This is a genomic window from Janthinobacterium sp. C22, from assembly GCF_057919405.1.
Genome location: NZ_CP193659.1, coordinates 4,346,940 through 4,362,933, shown reverse-complemented (window position 1 = coordinate 4,362,933; position 15,994 = coordinate 4,346,940). Strand labels below are relative to the sequence as shown.

11 protein-coding genes and 1 pseudogene are annotated in these 15,994 nt (G+C 63.0%); 7 read left to right on the top strand and 5 right to left on the bottom strand.

The window, feature by feature from the left end:
- Window positions 1-102 precede the first annotated feature (102 nt).
- From ACRHIG_RS20400 to ACRHIG_RS20375, 6 genes are all read left to right on the top strand, one after another.
- Window positions 103-2,904, top strand: a complete 2,802-nt coding sequence (locus ACRHIG_RS20400) for a type VI secretion system Vgr family protein (protein WP_489627689.1) — start codon at window positions 103-105, stop codon at window positions 2,902-2,904.
- Window positions 2,901-3,824: a DUF4123 domain-containing protein gene (locus tag ACRHIG_RS20395; protein WP_489627688.1), complete on the top strand. Its 924-nt coding sequence runs from the start codon at window positions 2,901-2,903 to the stop codon at window positions 3,822-3,824. Before ACRHIG_RS20400 ends, ACRHIG_RS20395 begins: the two co-directional genes overlap by 4 nt.
- Window positions 3,748-4,281 carry a hypothetical protein gene (locus tag ACRHIG_RS20390; RefSeq protein ID WP_489627687.1) on the top strand — a complete coding sequence of 178 codons (534 nt, stop codon included), beginning with the start codon at window positions 3,748-3,750 and terminating at the stop codon, window positions 4,279-4,281. The genes ACRHIG_RS20395 and ACRHIG_RS20390 overlap by 77 nt, the downstream gene beginning before the upstream one ends.
- A 208-nt stretch (window positions 4,282-4,489) precedes the next feature.
- Window positions 4,490-4,900 (top strand): DUF3304 domain-containing protein, encoded by a 411-nt coding sequence (locus ACRHIG_RS20385; protein WP_489627686.1) that lies wholly within the window; start codon window positions 4,490-4,492, stop codon window positions 4,898-4,900.
- Window positions 4,901-4,956: 56 nt separating this feature from the next.
- Window positions 4,957-5,451 carry a DUF3304 domain-containing protein gene (locus ACRHIG_RS20380; protein ID WP_489627685.1) on the top strand — a complete coding sequence of 165 codons (495 nt, stop codon included), beginning with the start codon at window positions 4,957-4,959 and terminating at the stop codon, window positions 5,449-5,451.
- Window positions 5,452-5,485: 34 nt separating this feature from the next.
- Window positions 5,486-7,633 (top strand): T6SS phospholipase effector Tle1-like catalytic domain-containing protein, encoded by a 2,148-nt coding sequence (locus ACRHIG_RS20375; protein ID WP_489627684.1) that lies wholly within the window; start codon window positions 5,486-5,488, stop codon window positions 7,631-7,633.
- 69 nt (window positions 7,634-7,702) lie between these two features.
- Here the strand turns inward: ACRHIG_RS20375 and tssA are convergent, their stop codons facing one another.
- Together tssA and ACRHIG_RS20365 are read right to left on the bottom strand one after the other, a co-directional pair.
- Window positions 7,703-8,749 (bottom strand): type VI secretion system protein TssA, encoded by a 1,047-nt coding sequence (tssA, locus tag ACRHIG_RS20370; RefSeq protein ID WP_489627683.1) that lies wholly within the window; start codon window positions 8,747-8,749, stop codon window positions 7,703-7,705.
- Between the two features lie 19 nt (window positions 8,750-8,768).
- Window positions 8,769-9,485 carry an OmpA family protein gene (locus ACRHIG_RS20365; RefSeq protein WP_489630845.1) on the bottom strand — a complete coding sequence of 239 codons (717 nt, stop codon included), beginning with the start codon at window positions 9,483-9,485 and terminating at the stop codon, window positions 8,769-8,771.
- On the opposite strand from ACRHIG_RS20365, the gene ACRHIG_RS20360 reads away from it, so the two are divergent.
- A complete protein-coding gene (locus tag ACRHIG_RS20360) occupies window positions 9,415-9,558 on the top strand; it encodes a hypothetical protein (RefSeq protein WP_489630913.1) in 144 nt (47 codons plus the stop codon). The genes ACRHIG_RS20365 and ACRHIG_RS20360 overlap by 71 nt on opposite strands.
- Window positions 9,559-9,615: 57 nt before the next feature.
- On the opposite strand, the pseudogene tagF reads toward ACRHIG_RS20360, so the two are convergent.
- From tagF to ACRHIG_RS20345, 3 genes and pseudogenes are all read right to left on the bottom strand, one after another.
- Window positions 9,616-10,595, bottom strand: a pseudogene (tagF, locus tag ACRHIG_RS20355) (type VI secretion system-associated protein TagF).
- Window positions 10,592-14,497 (bottom strand): type VI secretion system membrane subunit TssM, encoded by a 3,906-nt coding sequence (gene tssM / locus ACRHIG_RS20350; protein WP_489630844.1) that lies wholly within the window; start codon window positions 14,495-14,497, stop codon window positions 10,592-10,594. The pseudogene tagF and the gene tssM overlap by 4 nt, the downstream one beginning before the upstream one ends.
- A gap of 46 nt (window positions 14,498-14,543) precedes the next feature.
- Complete coding sequence (locus tag ACRHIG_RS20345; RefSeq protein WP_489627682.1) at window positions 14,544-15,980, bottom strand: hypothetical protein; 1,437 nt, start codon at window positions 15,978-15,980, stop codon at window positions 14,544-14,546.
- Window positions 15,981-15,994 lie beyond the last annotated feature (14 nt).

The following is a 15,994-nucleotide window of genomic DNA, read 5'->3' as shown; positions in this document are numbered from 1 at the left end:
AGCACTCTGCACACCCGGTTTCAATCGCGCTCCTGCGATATACATTCCTAGCTACAATAATTATCAAATATATAAATGTGGTAACAGACTAACGGGAATCGCATGTCATCCACCTCAACCGATAAGATTGCAGACGCACTGGCTGTTTTCACGAGCGTCACCCGGTTGTACGAGTTGAGCATCGGTGAAGGCGAGAACAACAGCCTGCTGGTCGAAGCCTTTGCCGCCGACGAAGGGCTGCAGGAAGTCGGCGCGCGCGACATCATCGCCTTGTCCACCAGCGCCCATGTCGCGCTGGCGTCCCTGCTGGGCCAGCCCGCCAGCCTGCAGATCAGCCTGGCCGACGGCACGCGCACGCCGTTTTCCGGCTACATCAGCGCCGCCGCCATGCTGGGCAGCAATGGCGGCCTGGCGCGCTACCGGCTGCGCATCACGCCGTGGCTGTGGCTGCTGACGCAGACCCGTAACAGCCGCGTCTGGCAAGACAAGAGCGTGACGGCCATCGTCGACGCGGTATTGTCGGCGTATGCGCCGCACGCGCTGTGGCGCTGGAGCGACGAGGTCGCCTCATTCATGCAGGACGCTGGCGAACGCAGCTATTGCTGCCAGTACCGCGAATCGGACTATGATTTCGTGCGCCGCCTGCTGACCGAAGAGGGGCTGGCCTGGCGGTTTGACGGTCAGACCTTGCTCGTCTTTGCCGACAGCAGCCAGGCTTGCGCCACGCCAGAGGACGCCAGCAGCGCGCAAGGCGGCGGGCTGCGTTTTCATGGCGCGCGCGTCGGCGAGCCGGGCGACACGGTGCAGGCCTTGCGCGCGCGGCGCAGCCTGCACGTCGGGCTGAGTAGCGTGCTCAGCTACGATTACAAGGCCAAGCAGGCGCTCGCCGCCAGCGTGCCGACGAATATGGTGCTTGGCGGCAAGAACGCGCCGCTGCTGGAAAGCTATGATACGCCGGGCCAGTACTGGTATGCCAGCGCCGCCCAGGCGCAGCGCTACGCGCAGCTGCGGATGCAGGCCCACGAAGCGCGCGCCCAGCTGTGGCAAGCCCGTTCGACCGTGCGCACCCTGCGCGCCGGCACGCGTTTTACCCTGACGCAGGGACCATTGCCGCCAGCCGACGGTGCCGCGCCCGAGTATGTCGTGCTGCGCGTGGCCAGCATCGGCGTCAACAACCTGCCGCTGCCGGCGCTGGAAGGACTGGCGGAACTGTTCGGCCCGATAGCGGAATTGCTGGAGGAAACCGTGGCGCAGTGGGGCGCAGGGTTTCCCGATGTCGCCGCCGCGATTGCCCAGGCGCAAGCCAGCGGTTACGCCAACTGCATCGACATGATCGATGCTGGCACGCCATGGCGTCCGCTGCACGATGGCAACGAGGCGCGCCAGCACGCCACGCCGACGGCCCTGGGCAGCCAGAGCGCCATCGTCGTCGGCGCCGACGGCCATGACGTGGCCAGCGGCGCCGATGAGATTTACTGCGACAGGCTGGGCCGGGTGCGCATCCGCTTTCACTGGCAGCAAGAGACGGGCGCGACGTGCTGGGTGCGGGTGGCGCAGCGCGCCGCCGGCGGCGGCATGGGCAGCCAGTTTCTGCCGCGCATCGGCCAGGAAGTGCTGGTGCAATTTCTGGAAAACGATATCGACCGGCCCGTCATCGTCGGCGCCCTGTACAACGGCCAGGGCGAGGGCGGCACGCTACCCACGCCGGGCGGCATGGTGCGCGATCACAACGACGCCGGCGTGTTCCAGCCGGCGCACGACCACGCCATCGCGGGCCAGGGCAATGTGGCCGGCGGCAACAGTCCGCTGTGGCATGGCGCCGCGGGCGCCAGCGCGGCGCACCGCAATGGAGCGGCGCAATGGGGCATCCGCAGCAAGGAATTCGGCAAGGCGGGTAGCGCGGCCGGCTACAACCAGCTGCTGTTCGACGACACCGACCAGCAGGGCCGCATCCAGCTGAAAAGCAGCCATGCGGCCAGCGAACTGAACCTGGGCCACCTGATCCATGGCGCCGACAATTACCGTGGCAGCCTGCGCGGTGCCGGCGCCGAGCTGCGCACCGATGCGTATGGCGCGCTGCGCGCCAGGGCGGGCTTGCTTGTGAGCAGCTATGTGCTCCGGCACGAGGCCGCGCAACGCGATCCGGCCGGCGACAACGCCGGCGGCGTCGCGCTGATGAAACAGGCGGTGCTGCTGGGCGAAACGTTCAGCCAGGCTGCCGCCACGCACCAGACGGTGGCCTACGCCAGCCATGTCGGCGCCAGCGCGCCGAATGCCAGCGAACTCGACGACCAGGCGGCGCCCTTGAAAGCGTTGCTGGCCAGCGTTTCCGGCATGCATGAACAGCTGCCGCACACAAAGGACGCCATCATCGCGATCGCGGCCCGGGCCGGGCTGGGCGTTGTCGCGGGGCAGGACATGCAACTGACCAGCGGCGAAACCGTCACCCTGATGAGCGGGCAGGACACGCAATGGACCAGCGGCGGCAAGCTGCGCCTGCACGCGGGCCAGGCCATCGGCGTGCTGGGCGGCGTGGTCAAGGCGGGCGAGAACAATATCGGCCTGCAGATGATTGCCGCCAGTCAATCTATCGACGTGCAGGCGCAGGCCGACGAAATCAAAGTGCAGGCGCGTGAGGAGGTCAATGTCGTCAGCGCCAACGCGCATGTCGACTGGGCGGCGGCGAAAAGCATCCGCCTGTCGACGGCGGGCGGCGCGAATATCACCATCGAGGGCGGCAATATCACGATCCAGTGCCCGGGCAAGATCACGGTGCATGCGGGCAGGAAGAGTTTTATCGGGCCCACGCGGGGGCCGTATGTGATGCCGCCGCTGCCATCGAGCACCTGCAAAAACTGCATTTTGAGCGCCATGCAACAGGGCGCAGCGGGAGTGCTGCGTTGAAGCCCGACAGCGTCTCGGCATTGCACGACTGGGTCCGGGCCAGTCTCGAGCGGCAACGCCAGCCTTATTTGCTGCTCGACAGCGCGCAAGCCGAAAACAGCCACCTGACGCTGCAGCGCTGGAAAGTGCCGTATGCGTCGCTGTTCGAGGAAACCCACGAAGCGAGCCTGCCGGAGATCGCGCCCCTGCTGATACGGCTATCCGGCCTTGCGCCGGCCATGCTGGAAAAAGTCTGCGACTGGGCCGAAAAGCTCGGTTATGGCGCGCCTTGCCTGAGCTGGTTGGAAAGTCCATGGCCCTTGCCCGAACTGGCGCGGCATTTGCGCCAGTTTCACGCCGTCGGCCTGAGCGACGAGCAGCAGATGATGCTGCGCTGGTATGACACGCGCATCCTGCCGTTCTGGCTGGCCTGCCTGGAGCCGCTGCAGCGCGAGCAGTTTGTGGCTGGAATGTTGAGCTTGCAGTACATCAACCGTTTTGGCGACGTTGCCGTCCTGCTCGACGTCGACACTGCCGGCGCTGCGCCGGACACTGCGCTCATGGACTCGCCGCTCATCCACCTGGACGATGCGCAATACGGCATGCTGGTCGATGCCGGCGACGCCGATACGCTGATCAGCCATTTACGGCGGGTGATCACGGACGAAACCAACGATACCCCGCCACGGCTGCTATATGAATTCGTCGCCCGCTACCAGCAGCGCGCGCTGGCCGCCGGCATCGACGATCTGGACCGCCAGACGCAGTACCTGCTGCTGGCCCTGTATACCTCCGGCGCCGGCATCGAACACCCCGATTTCATTGCCCTCATGCAAAACCCACCCACCTCTATCGAAAGTTTCTATGAAGCCATGCAAGCCTTGTCCGACGACGTATGGGAAGCCGGCCCACCTTTATGGGGCGTACAAATTGAGGCTTGACCGGTTGCCGGCGCTGGCACTGTGCCTGAGCTTGGCCTTGGTGTTTGCCGGCGGCAACGTCGCGGCGCAGACAGCGGCCAAGGCCGCACCGCAGGCGTCCAGCGCGGTCAAGCATGCCAAGCTGAAACCGGCCGACACCGCCAACCTGGTCAGCCATCTGCGGCGCGTGATCACCGATGAAACCAATGACACGCCACCGCGCGTGCTGAACGCCTTTGTGGCGAAATACCAGCAGCGCGCGCTCGATGCCGGGATCGATGACCTCGACAGGCAAACGCAGTACGTCTTGCTGGCGCTATATACCTCCGGCAAGGCCATGGAACAGCCCTTGTTTATTGCATTCATGAAAAACCCACCCGCAGCGCTTGATGCTTTTTACGACGCGCTGCAAGCCTTGCCGAAAACCATTTGGGAAGCGGGGCCGCCGTTGTGGGAGTCGTATGAGCCCAAGGGATAATATTTTTGAAATTGATTTCATGTAATTTGAATATAAAAATTTATTCATTCAGCGCATTTCAGGAAGTCATATGATAAAGGGCCTATTTCCGAACGGTATTTATTTAAATTCCTGAAAGGCAATGATGAATTTATTTGGAAAGAAATTGGGTTGTGTTTTTTTATGTATTTTTCTATCATTTTAAAATATTGTTTGTGGCAAGGAATCAATGAAGATTGTCGTGAATCTGACTGCGTATAACCATACCGAAAATGGTGTTGGAAGCTATAGCGTGACACTCGATGATGGCACTTCAGCTGAGGCCGGTTATTTGGCACCAGGGCAAGGTGGTGGCGGGAAAACTTGCTGTCTCTCGATACCGGCGACCTGGAAACCCGGCATGAATGCGACTGTTGCCATGCATATATTAAAAAATGGTAAGCCGATCAGAGTGGAGAAAACAGTCTCTATACCTCGCTACAATTCCTCCGAAGCCGACAGATTTGTCGTCCATTTTCTTTACGATGGAAGTTATAAGGTATTTGTGACAAAATATTTGCTGGGACATCGAAAATATCCGCTTTCTGGCAAGGAAGCAGAAATGGAGTTGGGTGTTCCACTGGAAATAATATGGGAGTAAATTTTTTACATGACTGTTCTTTATGGTAATTTATTTTCAATTCAGGGAGGGCTATAATGAATTTATTGGGAAAGCGATTTACTTGCCTATTTTCATGTGTTTTTCTATTGTTTTTAGATGTGGCCTGTAGCAAGGAATCAATGAAAATCAGCGTGAGTCTGACTGCTTATAACCACACCGAACACGGGGTTGGAAGCTATATTGTGACACTTGAAGATGGCTCTTCAGCAGAGGCTGGCTACCTCGACCCTGGACAAGGTGGTGGGGGGCAAACTTGCTGTCTCTCAATACCGGCAGTATGGAAACCAAGCATGAAGGCAACGATAGTCATGGATACAGTAAAAAATGGGAAGGCTATCCGCGTAGAAAAAACAGTGTTGGTGCCGCAGTATTCTCGTGCCGATGCCAGCATGTTTGTCGTTCATTTTCTTCACGATGGTAGTTACAAAGTTTTTGTTACCAGATACCTGCTCGGACATCGAAAGTATCCGCTTTCCGGCAAAGAGGCAGAACTGCATCCAGGCATCCCTCTGAAGATCATATGGGAATAGAATTTATTGAAATAATTCAAGGGATTTTATAATAATGTCTATTATCTATACAGGGCGTAAAGCCCCTCTGGATGGGCGACGCAGCCTTACTCCCAAAGAATCGTCACAGCGCGCAAAGGCGATGGCCTGCGTCAGGTCGCCTCATAAAACAGAATGTCAGGGTCAAATTTATATCGGACTTTTTTATGATGGGAGTGGCAATAACCAGGATTGGAGACAGAAAGATTCGATAGCAAATCCCAGGAACCTGACTCAGCGGCAACGAAACAAGCATAGCAATGTTGCCAGGCTATGGGATGCACATCTTGATGAGCCAGAGAATGGATTCTTTCGTGCATATATGCCTGGTGTCGGCACGCCGTTCAAGGAAATTGGCGATACGGTCGAGGCCTTGACTGATAATGCGGGTGGCGGCTTCGGTTACATGGGTGCCGATCGTATCAATTGGGGAATCACCTCCTTACTTAATTCAGTGCACAGTTATTTGACAGGTGGTCCCTTGCTTGATCCGGACGAGCAAAGGCTGCTGGTAAATTTGATGAGTGCACAAATGCTGCTTGGGTTGGAAGGCGTGCAGCGGTGGACAATGTTGACGTCGCTTGAAGAAAAACTGGCGCGTGTCGTCAAAAGTCATCAGCGCAAGCTCAAGCAAATCAATGTATCCATCTTTGGTTTTTCCCGTGGCGCGGCCGAGGCGCGCGCCAGTGCGCACTGGCTGCATCAGGTGTTCGAACGGGAAACCGGCGCATTTGAGCTGGCAGGCGTACCCATACGCATAGGCTTCCTGGGAATTTTTGATACCGTCGCCGCCGTTGGTGTGGGGGATGTAACGCCGGTCACCTTCGGGCACATGGCCTGGGGAAATGGAACACAGAGCATCCACCCTGTAGTAGAAGAGTGCACGCATTTCATCGCTTTGCATGAACAGCGTGCCAGCTTTCCGCTGGAATCGGCGACAGGGCGTGGCAATGTTGGCTACCCCGGCATGCATTCCGATGTAGGTGGGGGTTATTACCCAGGTGAGCAGGGCAGATCCATGCCGGGCTGGGGACCGTCGCCGCATCTGTCGCAGATTCCCTTGATCGACATGCATTTCGCCGCCCTGAAAGCCGGTGTGCCCTTGCGCACCCTGAACGAGATGAAAGTGGTAAAGCGAGAGGCGCTGCTGGAATCCTTTGCCACCGACCCAAGACTGATCGCCTCCTACAACAACTGGCTGACGCATAACGGCATCAAGGGCGCCGACGTGAAGACCTTTACCGAGGCGCATACAAAACAATATCTGCGCTGGCGCGGCATGTTGCACGCGCAGGGAAAAACGCAATTGAAGAACAAGCGCTTTTTCAAGGAGTCGGATAAGCCGGGGAAGAAAGATCTGCTGGAGGCCGATACCGATCTGGGGATATATCTGCGCTCCTGGCGCGAACGAAAGAAGGCCAACGCAACCGTGGCGGGGTGGCTCAATGAACGTGCCAAGAGTGTCTTGCATCGCGTCAGCCCGGCTGGCATGCTGTTTGTCGAAGACGGGAAAGACCCGTTAAGCGACTGGGAAGAGCGATTTTTGAAAATCATGACGGAAGGCGCGCAACCGCCGGTTGCCTGCGTCACGCTGTTTGAAGATTATGTGCACGATTCGCGCGCCGGCTTTCGCATCCTCGGCAAGCACGAACCGGTATGGCTGACCGGCGGCTATGGCCGCTTTCGCAACGTTTTCGTGCAAAGCGATGATTATTCGAACATGTCGAATATCGCCAATGAATCTTTGAAGGCCGTCAAGGCAGCAGGCGACGCGGCCGTGACCTACTTCCAGAAGTTGTATGGCTATACCGTCAGCACTTACCGGGCAGCGCGCAGAAAGGTTGCCGCGACCGCGAAGGCGGTGGCCGAGGCCGAAAAACGGCTGGAGCGGCAGGCGGTGGCAACGTACAGGGAAACGAGCCGGATGATCGTCGATGGCGCCACCCGCGCCGGTCACGGCGTGCATGATGCCGGGGTCGAGGCGGAAAAAATTGGACCGCGCAGTCAAGACCGCAAAAAACGCCATGCAGCAAGCCAGCCAGGAAGCCCGGCTTTATTATCAGGCCGAAAAAAGGTCATCTTGAAATATGCCAATGCAGAGGCCGTGTGGAAGGCGCAGCTGGAAAAGCGCTGGCGCGAGGAAGAGCGGGAAAAAGCGAAATAGGATTGAGCCAGGCAAAAACTTGAACATCCTGGCGGCGGCAGTCGCGCCGCCAGGGTGTGAGCAGCGGTTTCAGCCATTCTCGGGCGGCTGCACGCCCAGCAACTCTTCGATATGCGCCAGCGAAGCGGCGTCCTTGACCACCGAGCGCAGCCAGCTGTGCAAATCCTGGTCGGCCGCATTGGCGGCCTTGTCGGCAAAATAGGAGACGGGGCTGTGCGGCTCGCTGCGGCGGAAGAATTGCGCCACGGCGCGCAGTTGCTCGATCGCCTGTGCGCGCGTGGTGACGGCGCCGGGCGGGCCGGCCGGGACCGCAGGCATGGGCGGCGCCATCGCGCTTTCTGCAATGGCCACACCGCTCGCCGCCATGGCAGGCACGGCTGGCGCCACACCGGCACTGGGGGGCATCACGCGCAGCATCGCTTCGACGGCTTCGCGCGCCGTGGAGAAGGCCGGGCTGTCGTTCCCCAGCCGGGCGTCGACGACTCGTTCGAGCTTGCGCAGCGCTTCCAGGCAATCTTGCGCGTCGACGGCGAAGCTGGCGCAAAAGGCGGCCGAGTTGTTGCGCCGCGCCGCTTCCATATCGGACAACTTGACGCCTTCATGCTGTCTGGCGGAATCACCCGGGGCGGCCTGGCGCCGCGCCGTTTCGAAATCGATGGTGGAAAAGGCGCCGCCCGGGCCGCCCGTGACGGGCACCTCGCGCAGCAGCGCCGGGATGCGCGAGAGTATCCAGCTCAGGTTGCCGATGCGCTGCTCCTGGTCGCCGTCTTCCGCATCCGGGAACAGGCCCCGGTCCCAGAATTTTTCGCACAGCCCGGCCAGCACCAGCAAGCCTTCGGCCATGCCGCGCAGGTGGTGGCGCTTGGCGCCCGCTTCGGTCAGCCAGACGGCCAGGCGCAGGTCCTTGCTGCTGCCGGCAAGCAGTCCGGCGCAGCTGCGCACGACGAAGTCCCAGTCGGCTTCCTTGAGGTCGGCGACCCATTCGCCCTGGTCGAGCGAGGGGTCGTCGAACTTGCGCGCCAGAGTGATGGCGTCGAGTTCGGGCGAAAACGCCAGGTCCACGCCTGACGGTTGTTCATTGCTGATCGGAAGTAATAACTGTTCGGCTGAAAACATGTGGTCCTCTGATGGATGGTTATTGCGCCATGCGAAATTCAATGCGCCGGTTGCGGGCGCGCCCGTCCGCCGTGTCATTGCTGGCGATCGGCCGGTCGGAGCCCTGGCCCGATGCCGTCAGCAGTTCGCCGTGGATGCCCTTCGACGACAGGTAGAATTTGACGGCCTCGGCGCGCGCCTGGCTCAGGCTCTGGTTGCTGGCGCGCAAACCCTGGTTGTCGGTATGGCCGATGATTTCCACTTTGCGGCCGGCCAGCTTTTGCATGGCGGCCGCCATTTCATCGAGGATGGCGCGGCCAGACGGCGTCAACATGGTTTTTCCGCTTTCAAATTCGATGGTGCGGTTGGCCAGGGTGGTGTCGAGTACGCCTTGCTCGCTGGCCGACACGCGCAGTCCATTGTTGACGGTGTAGGTGGGATTGAGGCTGGTGGCGATATCGCTGGCGATCTTTTGCCGCTGCGCCTCGTTGGCCACTTCGCCGCGCACGCTGACGACGCTGCCGTCGATCTTCAGCTGGCCGCGGCTGATCTGCTTGAGGTTGGGCGACAGCAGCTTTTGCACATACGCATTCCAGTTGGCGGGCAACACCACCTGGCCGACGGCGATCTGGTCCACCACCTTGTCAGCGCCGTACAGCTCGCGCAGGCGCGCCAGCACGGCGGCCTTGCTCGCTTCGTCGGGCACCGTGCCGCTGGCCAGCACCTGGCCTGGCTGCGGCGTGGCGGCCGTGGGTATCGATAGGGGGCTGGCGCGGGTACGGGCGCTGGCGCTGGCGCTGGCGCGGCCGTTGCCGGCACTTGCGCTGTAGCGGGCAGGGCGGCCAGCGCCATGCCGAGGAGGAGAACGATCCGGGATACGCGCATGGTCAGGTTCCGATAAAGGCGGCGCGCAAGGAATCGTGCGCCGATTTGAGCGAGAGGTTGGCTTGCGCCAGATAGGTCGACACTTTCTTGATCGCATAGTCGCTGCCGACCTGTTCCTCGACCCAGTCCAGGTCGTCGAACGCGATATGGTGGTCGAGCGCAGCTTGCGGATTCATCAGCACATGCAGGGTCTGCGCCGAGGCGCCGGAAAATCCCAGCACCAAGGTCTGGCGGCCGCGCAAGCGGGTGATGAACAGCGCCAGCTCGAAGTCGGCGCGCGCCAGGAACGGCGTGATCAGGTGCATCCAGAACGCCGCCACCATGTTGCGGTACAGCGGGTCGGCCGGCAGCGGCAGTTCCAGGCTTTTTCCAGCCGGCTGGAACTGCTGGCCATCACCGGCTGCAGCAGCAGGCCCAGCGCCAGCAGCACTTGCCGCACCGTGCCCGTGAAACCGGTCGGCGCCAGCAGCGCGTCGAGCTCCCCCACGGTCTGCATGTCGAGAAAATCGTTGAACGCGGCTTCATAGGCGGCGGCGCGCAGGTCGACGTCGATGCTGGCATGCGTGGCCGCCTGCAGCGCGTTGCCCGCATCGGGGCCGCGCATGTCGTTGCTGAGCGCCTCGAAGCGGTTCCACAGGCGCGACAGCACCAGCGGACAGTTGGCGACAAACGCGGCCGGCTGGTCCACTTCCATGGTGCTCATCATCAGGAAGGGAAAGCGGCGCGACGAGGCATCGCTGCTGGCGGCGATATGACCGGCGATGGCGCGCCCGCGGCGCGGGCCGATAAAGGCGAAGTGCATGGGCGGCAGCGCATCGTAGGTCAGCTTCCAGCGCGCGTCGGCGCTGAGCAGGTCCATCGCCTGCGCCAGCCAGTCGTCGAGGATCTTCAGCAGGGCCGGGTTGTCGCTGGCCTTGACGAAGTCGCCGCGGCTGGGCAGCTTGCCGAAGTAGCCGATAGCGGTGGCGGTGGCGCGGCTCATGGCGCGACGGCGGCATTGGCCGCGATGGCGCCGGCAGGGGCGGCCGGTGCGGGAGTATTGACGGCCGGCACGCTCTGGGCCACGCTTTCCGGCAGCTTCAGGCCGCGGAAGCCCGCCGCGCCCGAGGCGGTGCTCGGCGCGGCGGCTGGCGCCGGCGTGGCGACGATCTTCAGGTTGGCCGCTACGGTCACGCCGCTGTTTTCCCAGCTCAGTTCGAATACGCCGCCATCCTTGCGCTTGCGCTTGGCCGAATCGATCATTTTCTTCAGGCCGAAATGGCCAGGTTCGTTGAGCAACACGATCGTGCGGCCTTCCGGCGTGATGGCGCTGATGCGCGCGCCGGGCGTGCCTTGCGGATTCGGCCAGACCATATGGATCCACGGCTGCGGCTGGCCGCGCCAGCGCAGGGCTTGCCCATCGATCTCGATCGTGTACTCGGTGGCGCCGCTGGCGGCCAGCGCCTGCAGGTCGAAACGGGTTTGCGCTTCGCCGGCGCCGGCCGCCGTGGCCACGCCGTTGGCGCTGAGCGGCGCGATCCAGCCGGGGAAGCTGGCCACCACGGACGGCGCCAGGCCGATGCCCATGTTGGCCCAGGTCTTGGCGCTGAGCGCGTCGCCACGGCGCACCACCAGCGGGCCGATGGTGGTATTGAAGAACTTGGCGATGCTGCCTTCCGGTCCGAACACCTGGCCGATGTCGGCATTGCTGGCCTCGCTACCGGAGGCGGGCGAGAACGGATATTTGGGCGCCAGGGTTTTCTGGAACGGTTCGAGCACCTGCGCCAGCCAGACCTTGTTGATTTCCGTCTCGGTCGGCTTGATGATGACGGCAAACGTCTGCATCAGCGGGCGCACCAGCAGGGGCCGGATCGCCTGCTTTTGCCCGTCGGTCATGCCGGTCAGCATCTGTTCATCCACGTATTTGAGCGCATCGGCCAGTTCCGAACCGGTGCCGTCGAGCGTCTGCTGCATGAATTGCTTGGCGCCGGGACCCGTATCGCCCTGGTTCTTGATCTGGTTGAAGCGGGCGCGCAGCTTGGACAGCGCTTCCATGTAGCCGCGCATCAGCGAAGCATCCTTGTCCTTGGTAACCACCAGGCGGGCCACGCCGGAAAACTCGCGGCCCACCGGTCCCATCGGCAAGGCGCCGGCGGCGGGCGCGCCCGTGCTGACGTTGACGTTGATGCCGGAGGGTTTCTGGCGCAGGATGGTTTCCTTGAACCAGCCCATCACGCCGCGCTGGGCGCGCTGCAAGCCCTGGCCCAGCAGCGACGGGTTGTCCCACGAGGTTTCCTTGTACACCGTTTCGATCAGCTTGTTGATCGGCGAGGTTTGCGGATCGCCGAGCCGGTTCATGGCCGCCGCCGCATTGTCGAAGCCGTTCAACTCGCGGATGCTGACGCCCTGGATGAATTTCTGCCATTCCCTGGCGTAGTCCGTCTTGTACAGTTCGACCAGCGCTTTCTGGATCTGCTCCGGGCTGCCTTCCAGCGTCAGGTCGTCCTTCGACGCCGTTTTCAGCACCCAGTCGGCGCTTTGCAGTTCGCGGTTGGCCGCCTCCTGGAACGCTTGTTGGATGAATTGCTCCCATGCGTCGCGCGTGAAGGTGCCGGGAATGGCGTAGCTGCCCAGCACCAGTTCCTTGTCCTGCTCGCCGACGATGCGCGCCACCGTCATCGAGGCGAAGCGCGTGGCGGCGCGTGCCTTGACGTCGGCGTACACGCGTTCGCGCGCCGGCATGCCCCGCACCACGCGGCGCAGGCTGTCGCGCGACTGGTCGACCAGCGCCAGCTTGCTGTCGATCTGCGGCCAGGACGGGTCGTTGATCTGGGTCAGGTAAAACGAAATCATGCGTTCGGCACTGCGTATCATCTGTTCGCGCGGCATGCTGCCGCGGTTGCTGTCGAGCCAGACTCTCCAGAAGCGGGTCAGCTGATCGTTCAGGTGGCTTGCTTCGGCGCGTGACTTGTCGCTCAGCATCAGGTAGGTCTTCAGCGCGTTATACGCATCTTCTACATTGGCCGGCGAGGCATCCTTGAACTGTTGCGCGCCCAAATTGACGGCGGCGGCCGTGGCGGGCGGCGCGGCGGCCGGGGCGCTGGCCAGGGCCGCCGTCGGCGTGGCGGCCACGGGCGTGGCCAGGGTGCCGGCCGGCGCGGGCAGGGTGGCTGCCGCGCCGGCCGATACCGCGCCCGACTGCGGCGTGCTGGCCATCGGCTGCAAGCGGCTGGCGCCGGCGTTGACTTCGGCCAGGAAGGCTTCCAGCGATTGCGCGACCGGGCTGAGCATCACTTCACGCACGCCCGAGAAATACTCCTCGCGCAGTTTGCGCTCCAGCAGATCCCCCTGATACAGCCCCAGGCCCAGCGAGACGGGCCGGCTGTTGCGGTAGGAATCGAGCTGCTCGATCCGGTCCTGCAGGATTTCCAGCGCTTCGAAGCGCGATTGCAGGTCGAGCCGCTTGTCCTGCACCTTGATCGCCTGGTCCAGGTCGGCCTGTACATTGGCCACCAGCTGGCGGTTGGCCATGTAGGACCAGCTCCAGCCGGCCAGCGCCAGGCCCACCAGCGCGGTGGCGGCAAAGAAGGTGGCGTAGCGCAGGCGGGTCTTGGCTGGACTGGCGTACTGGGCGACCAGTTCCTTGTCGGCGAAGATCACCTTGCGGAACAGATTGAGCAGGAAATAGCCATGCTGGTCCTGCACCGCGTTGTGTTGCTGCGGCTGCAGTTTCAAGTCGAAGCGCTGCGCCACGCGTTCCGACGAGGCAGATACGGACACGCCTTCCTGCAGCGCGCTGGTGAAATAGAAGCCGCGCATGACGGGCTTGAACTGGAACGGGTTTTCCTCGAACAGGGTGGCGATGAAGGCGCGCAGCGCACCCTTGATCGCGCTGAATTCGAGCGGGAAGGTGAATACGCCCGGCGGCATGCGTTCGTTCTGCTGCAGCGCCATGCTGGCCAGGCTCAGCTCTTTCAAACCGTCATACAGCTCGTCGAAACGCTGGTCGAACTGCTCCAGCACGTCCTGTCTGGAACTGGTCTGGTTGTAGGGCAGGGTGGCGCCCCATACCCGGTCGCGTTCGCCGCGTTCCGTGTCCTGGAAAAATTCGTTGAAACCGGTAATCAGGTCGGCCTTGGTGAACACCACGTAGACGGGCGCGTGCACTTCCAGTTTTTCCGTCAGTTCCTGCACCCGCTGGCGCAGGTTCTTGGCCAGGTTGATGGCGAATTCGGGCCGGCTGCCGGTCAGTTCGGCAATGCTGACGGCGATGATGATGCCGTTGATCGGCGCGCGCTTGCGGTGTTTTTTCAGCAGCGACAGAAAGCCGAACCATTCGGCGCGGTCTTCGTCGTTGACCGAATAGCGGCCCGCCGTGTCGAGCAGGATGCCGTCGGTGGTGAAGAACCAGTCGCAATTGCGGGTGCCGCCGATGCCTTGCACGATCTTGCTGTCGGCAAAAGGAAACTGCAGGCCGGAATTGGCGATCGCCGTGCTCTTGCCGGCCGCCGGATTGCCGATGATCATATACCAGGGCAACTCGTACAGGGCCGCGTCGCCCGACAGCTGGCCCAGTTTGGACGTCTTGATGGTGCCGATCGCCTCGAGCATGCGCTTGCGGATGGCTTCGGTTTCCTCGCGCTGGGTGGGGCCCGCCTTGGGCACCGCGCCGGCCGTCTGCTGTTCCAGCATGCCGCCGAACTGGGCGGCATCGCGCTGGCGGCGCTTGCGCTGCAGCCACCAGACCACGCTGGCGACCAGCAGGACCAGCGCCAGCGGCGGCACGATCCACACCAGCGGCCATTCAAAGATGACGGCGCAACTGGCCAGCAGCGCGGCCAACGCCACGAAACCGATGGCGAACAGGCTGAAACGGGTAGTAATGGAATGCCAGAATCGTTGCATCATAGTATGAGGGGCGAGAGGTTGATAGGCATGGTGGAGGGAGGGCTCATGTGGCGGCGAGGGATTCAGGGGCAAGGGCTTCCGGGCCCACCACCACGGCGGCCCGGTGGAAGGCGTCGAGGTTGCTCAGGCAGAGCACCTGGCTGGCATTGCCGGCCGCTTCGTGCCGCGCCAGCACCAGCGCCGCCAAGGTGGCCACCTGGCCGCTCTGGCCGCAGGCGGCCGCCACGCTCAGTACGTCGCTGCTGAGATCGATATCGGGCAGCAGCGTGCCGGCATTGTTCATCAGTTCGATCATGCGGCTCGAGCGCTGGTCGGCATCGGCGTACAGCCGCATGATCGCGGCCGGGGCGACACCCGCCGCCGACATCGCCTTGCCGCCCAGCTCGGACAGCAAGCTGGCATCGCCAGGGCCGCGGCTGTCCGCCGACCTGCCGCGCACGGCCATGCTGGCCTGATGCAGCAGGATCGGCGTGTCCACCTGCAGCGCCGCCGCCTGGGCCGCGTCGGCCAGCAACAGGCCGGCCGCGCCTTCGCCGGGAATCTGGCCGCCCGGCTGGCCGGTGTTGAACAGCAGTTCGCGCGCGGTCCAGTCATGCACGGTCAGTTCGCCGATATGGGAAGCGCAAGCGAGCACGATGGCCAGGCAAGGCAGCTCCTGCAAGGCGGCTTGCGCGGCCAGCTGTTCGATCAGCGCCAGCGGTCCGCTGTCACCGGCCAAGTGTGTGCTGAGCTTGTCGGACGGCCAGCCTTGCCGTTCCGCTTGCGCGTGCAGCCAGGCGGCACCCGTGTCGCGCTGCGGCTTGTCCCAATCGGACGGCAACAGCAGATGCAGTTGCAGGGTCGGCAGCGCGGTACGCGCGCCCGTTTCCGCCGACTTGTCGCCGTCGAGCGCCGCGTGCATCGCCGCTTCCTGCATCAGTTCGTTCAATACGCCAGCGCCCAGCGCCAGTGCGCGCAAGTGTTCGGCATCGAAATGCGGCGCCGCACCCTGCGCCGTATCGGCCGGACGCGTCCGCAGCCAGTCGTCCAGCAGTTCCTTCTGGCCCTGTTCATCGAGGCCGGCCACGCGGGCGCTCATCACGGGGTAGCCCTGCGCGTCGGTCAGTTCGGGATCGAGTTCGGGGCGCTGCTGCTTGTCCAGCAGCGCGGCCGCCAGTTCCGGCGCCGACTCGCCACCGGGCATGCGCAGGGCGGCGGCGGCCAGGTGCAGCGGCGCACGCGGCGCAGCTTCATTCGCGCCCGCGTGGGCGTCGCCATCGGCGGCATCGGCCGGCGCCGCTGCCGGTGCGGCCAGCCTGGCCAGCAGTTTCTTGCCCAGCCACCAGCTGGTGAGCAGCACCAGCGGCAATGCCAGCATGGTGCCGGCCAGGTCGCCCGTCGACGGCATGCGCGTGCTGCTGCGCCAGTACCAGATTGCGCCGCCCCAGCACAAGGCGAACACGGCCAGTATCAGCAGGCTGCGCCGCAGCCACGGGCGCATCAGCGCACCCCTTG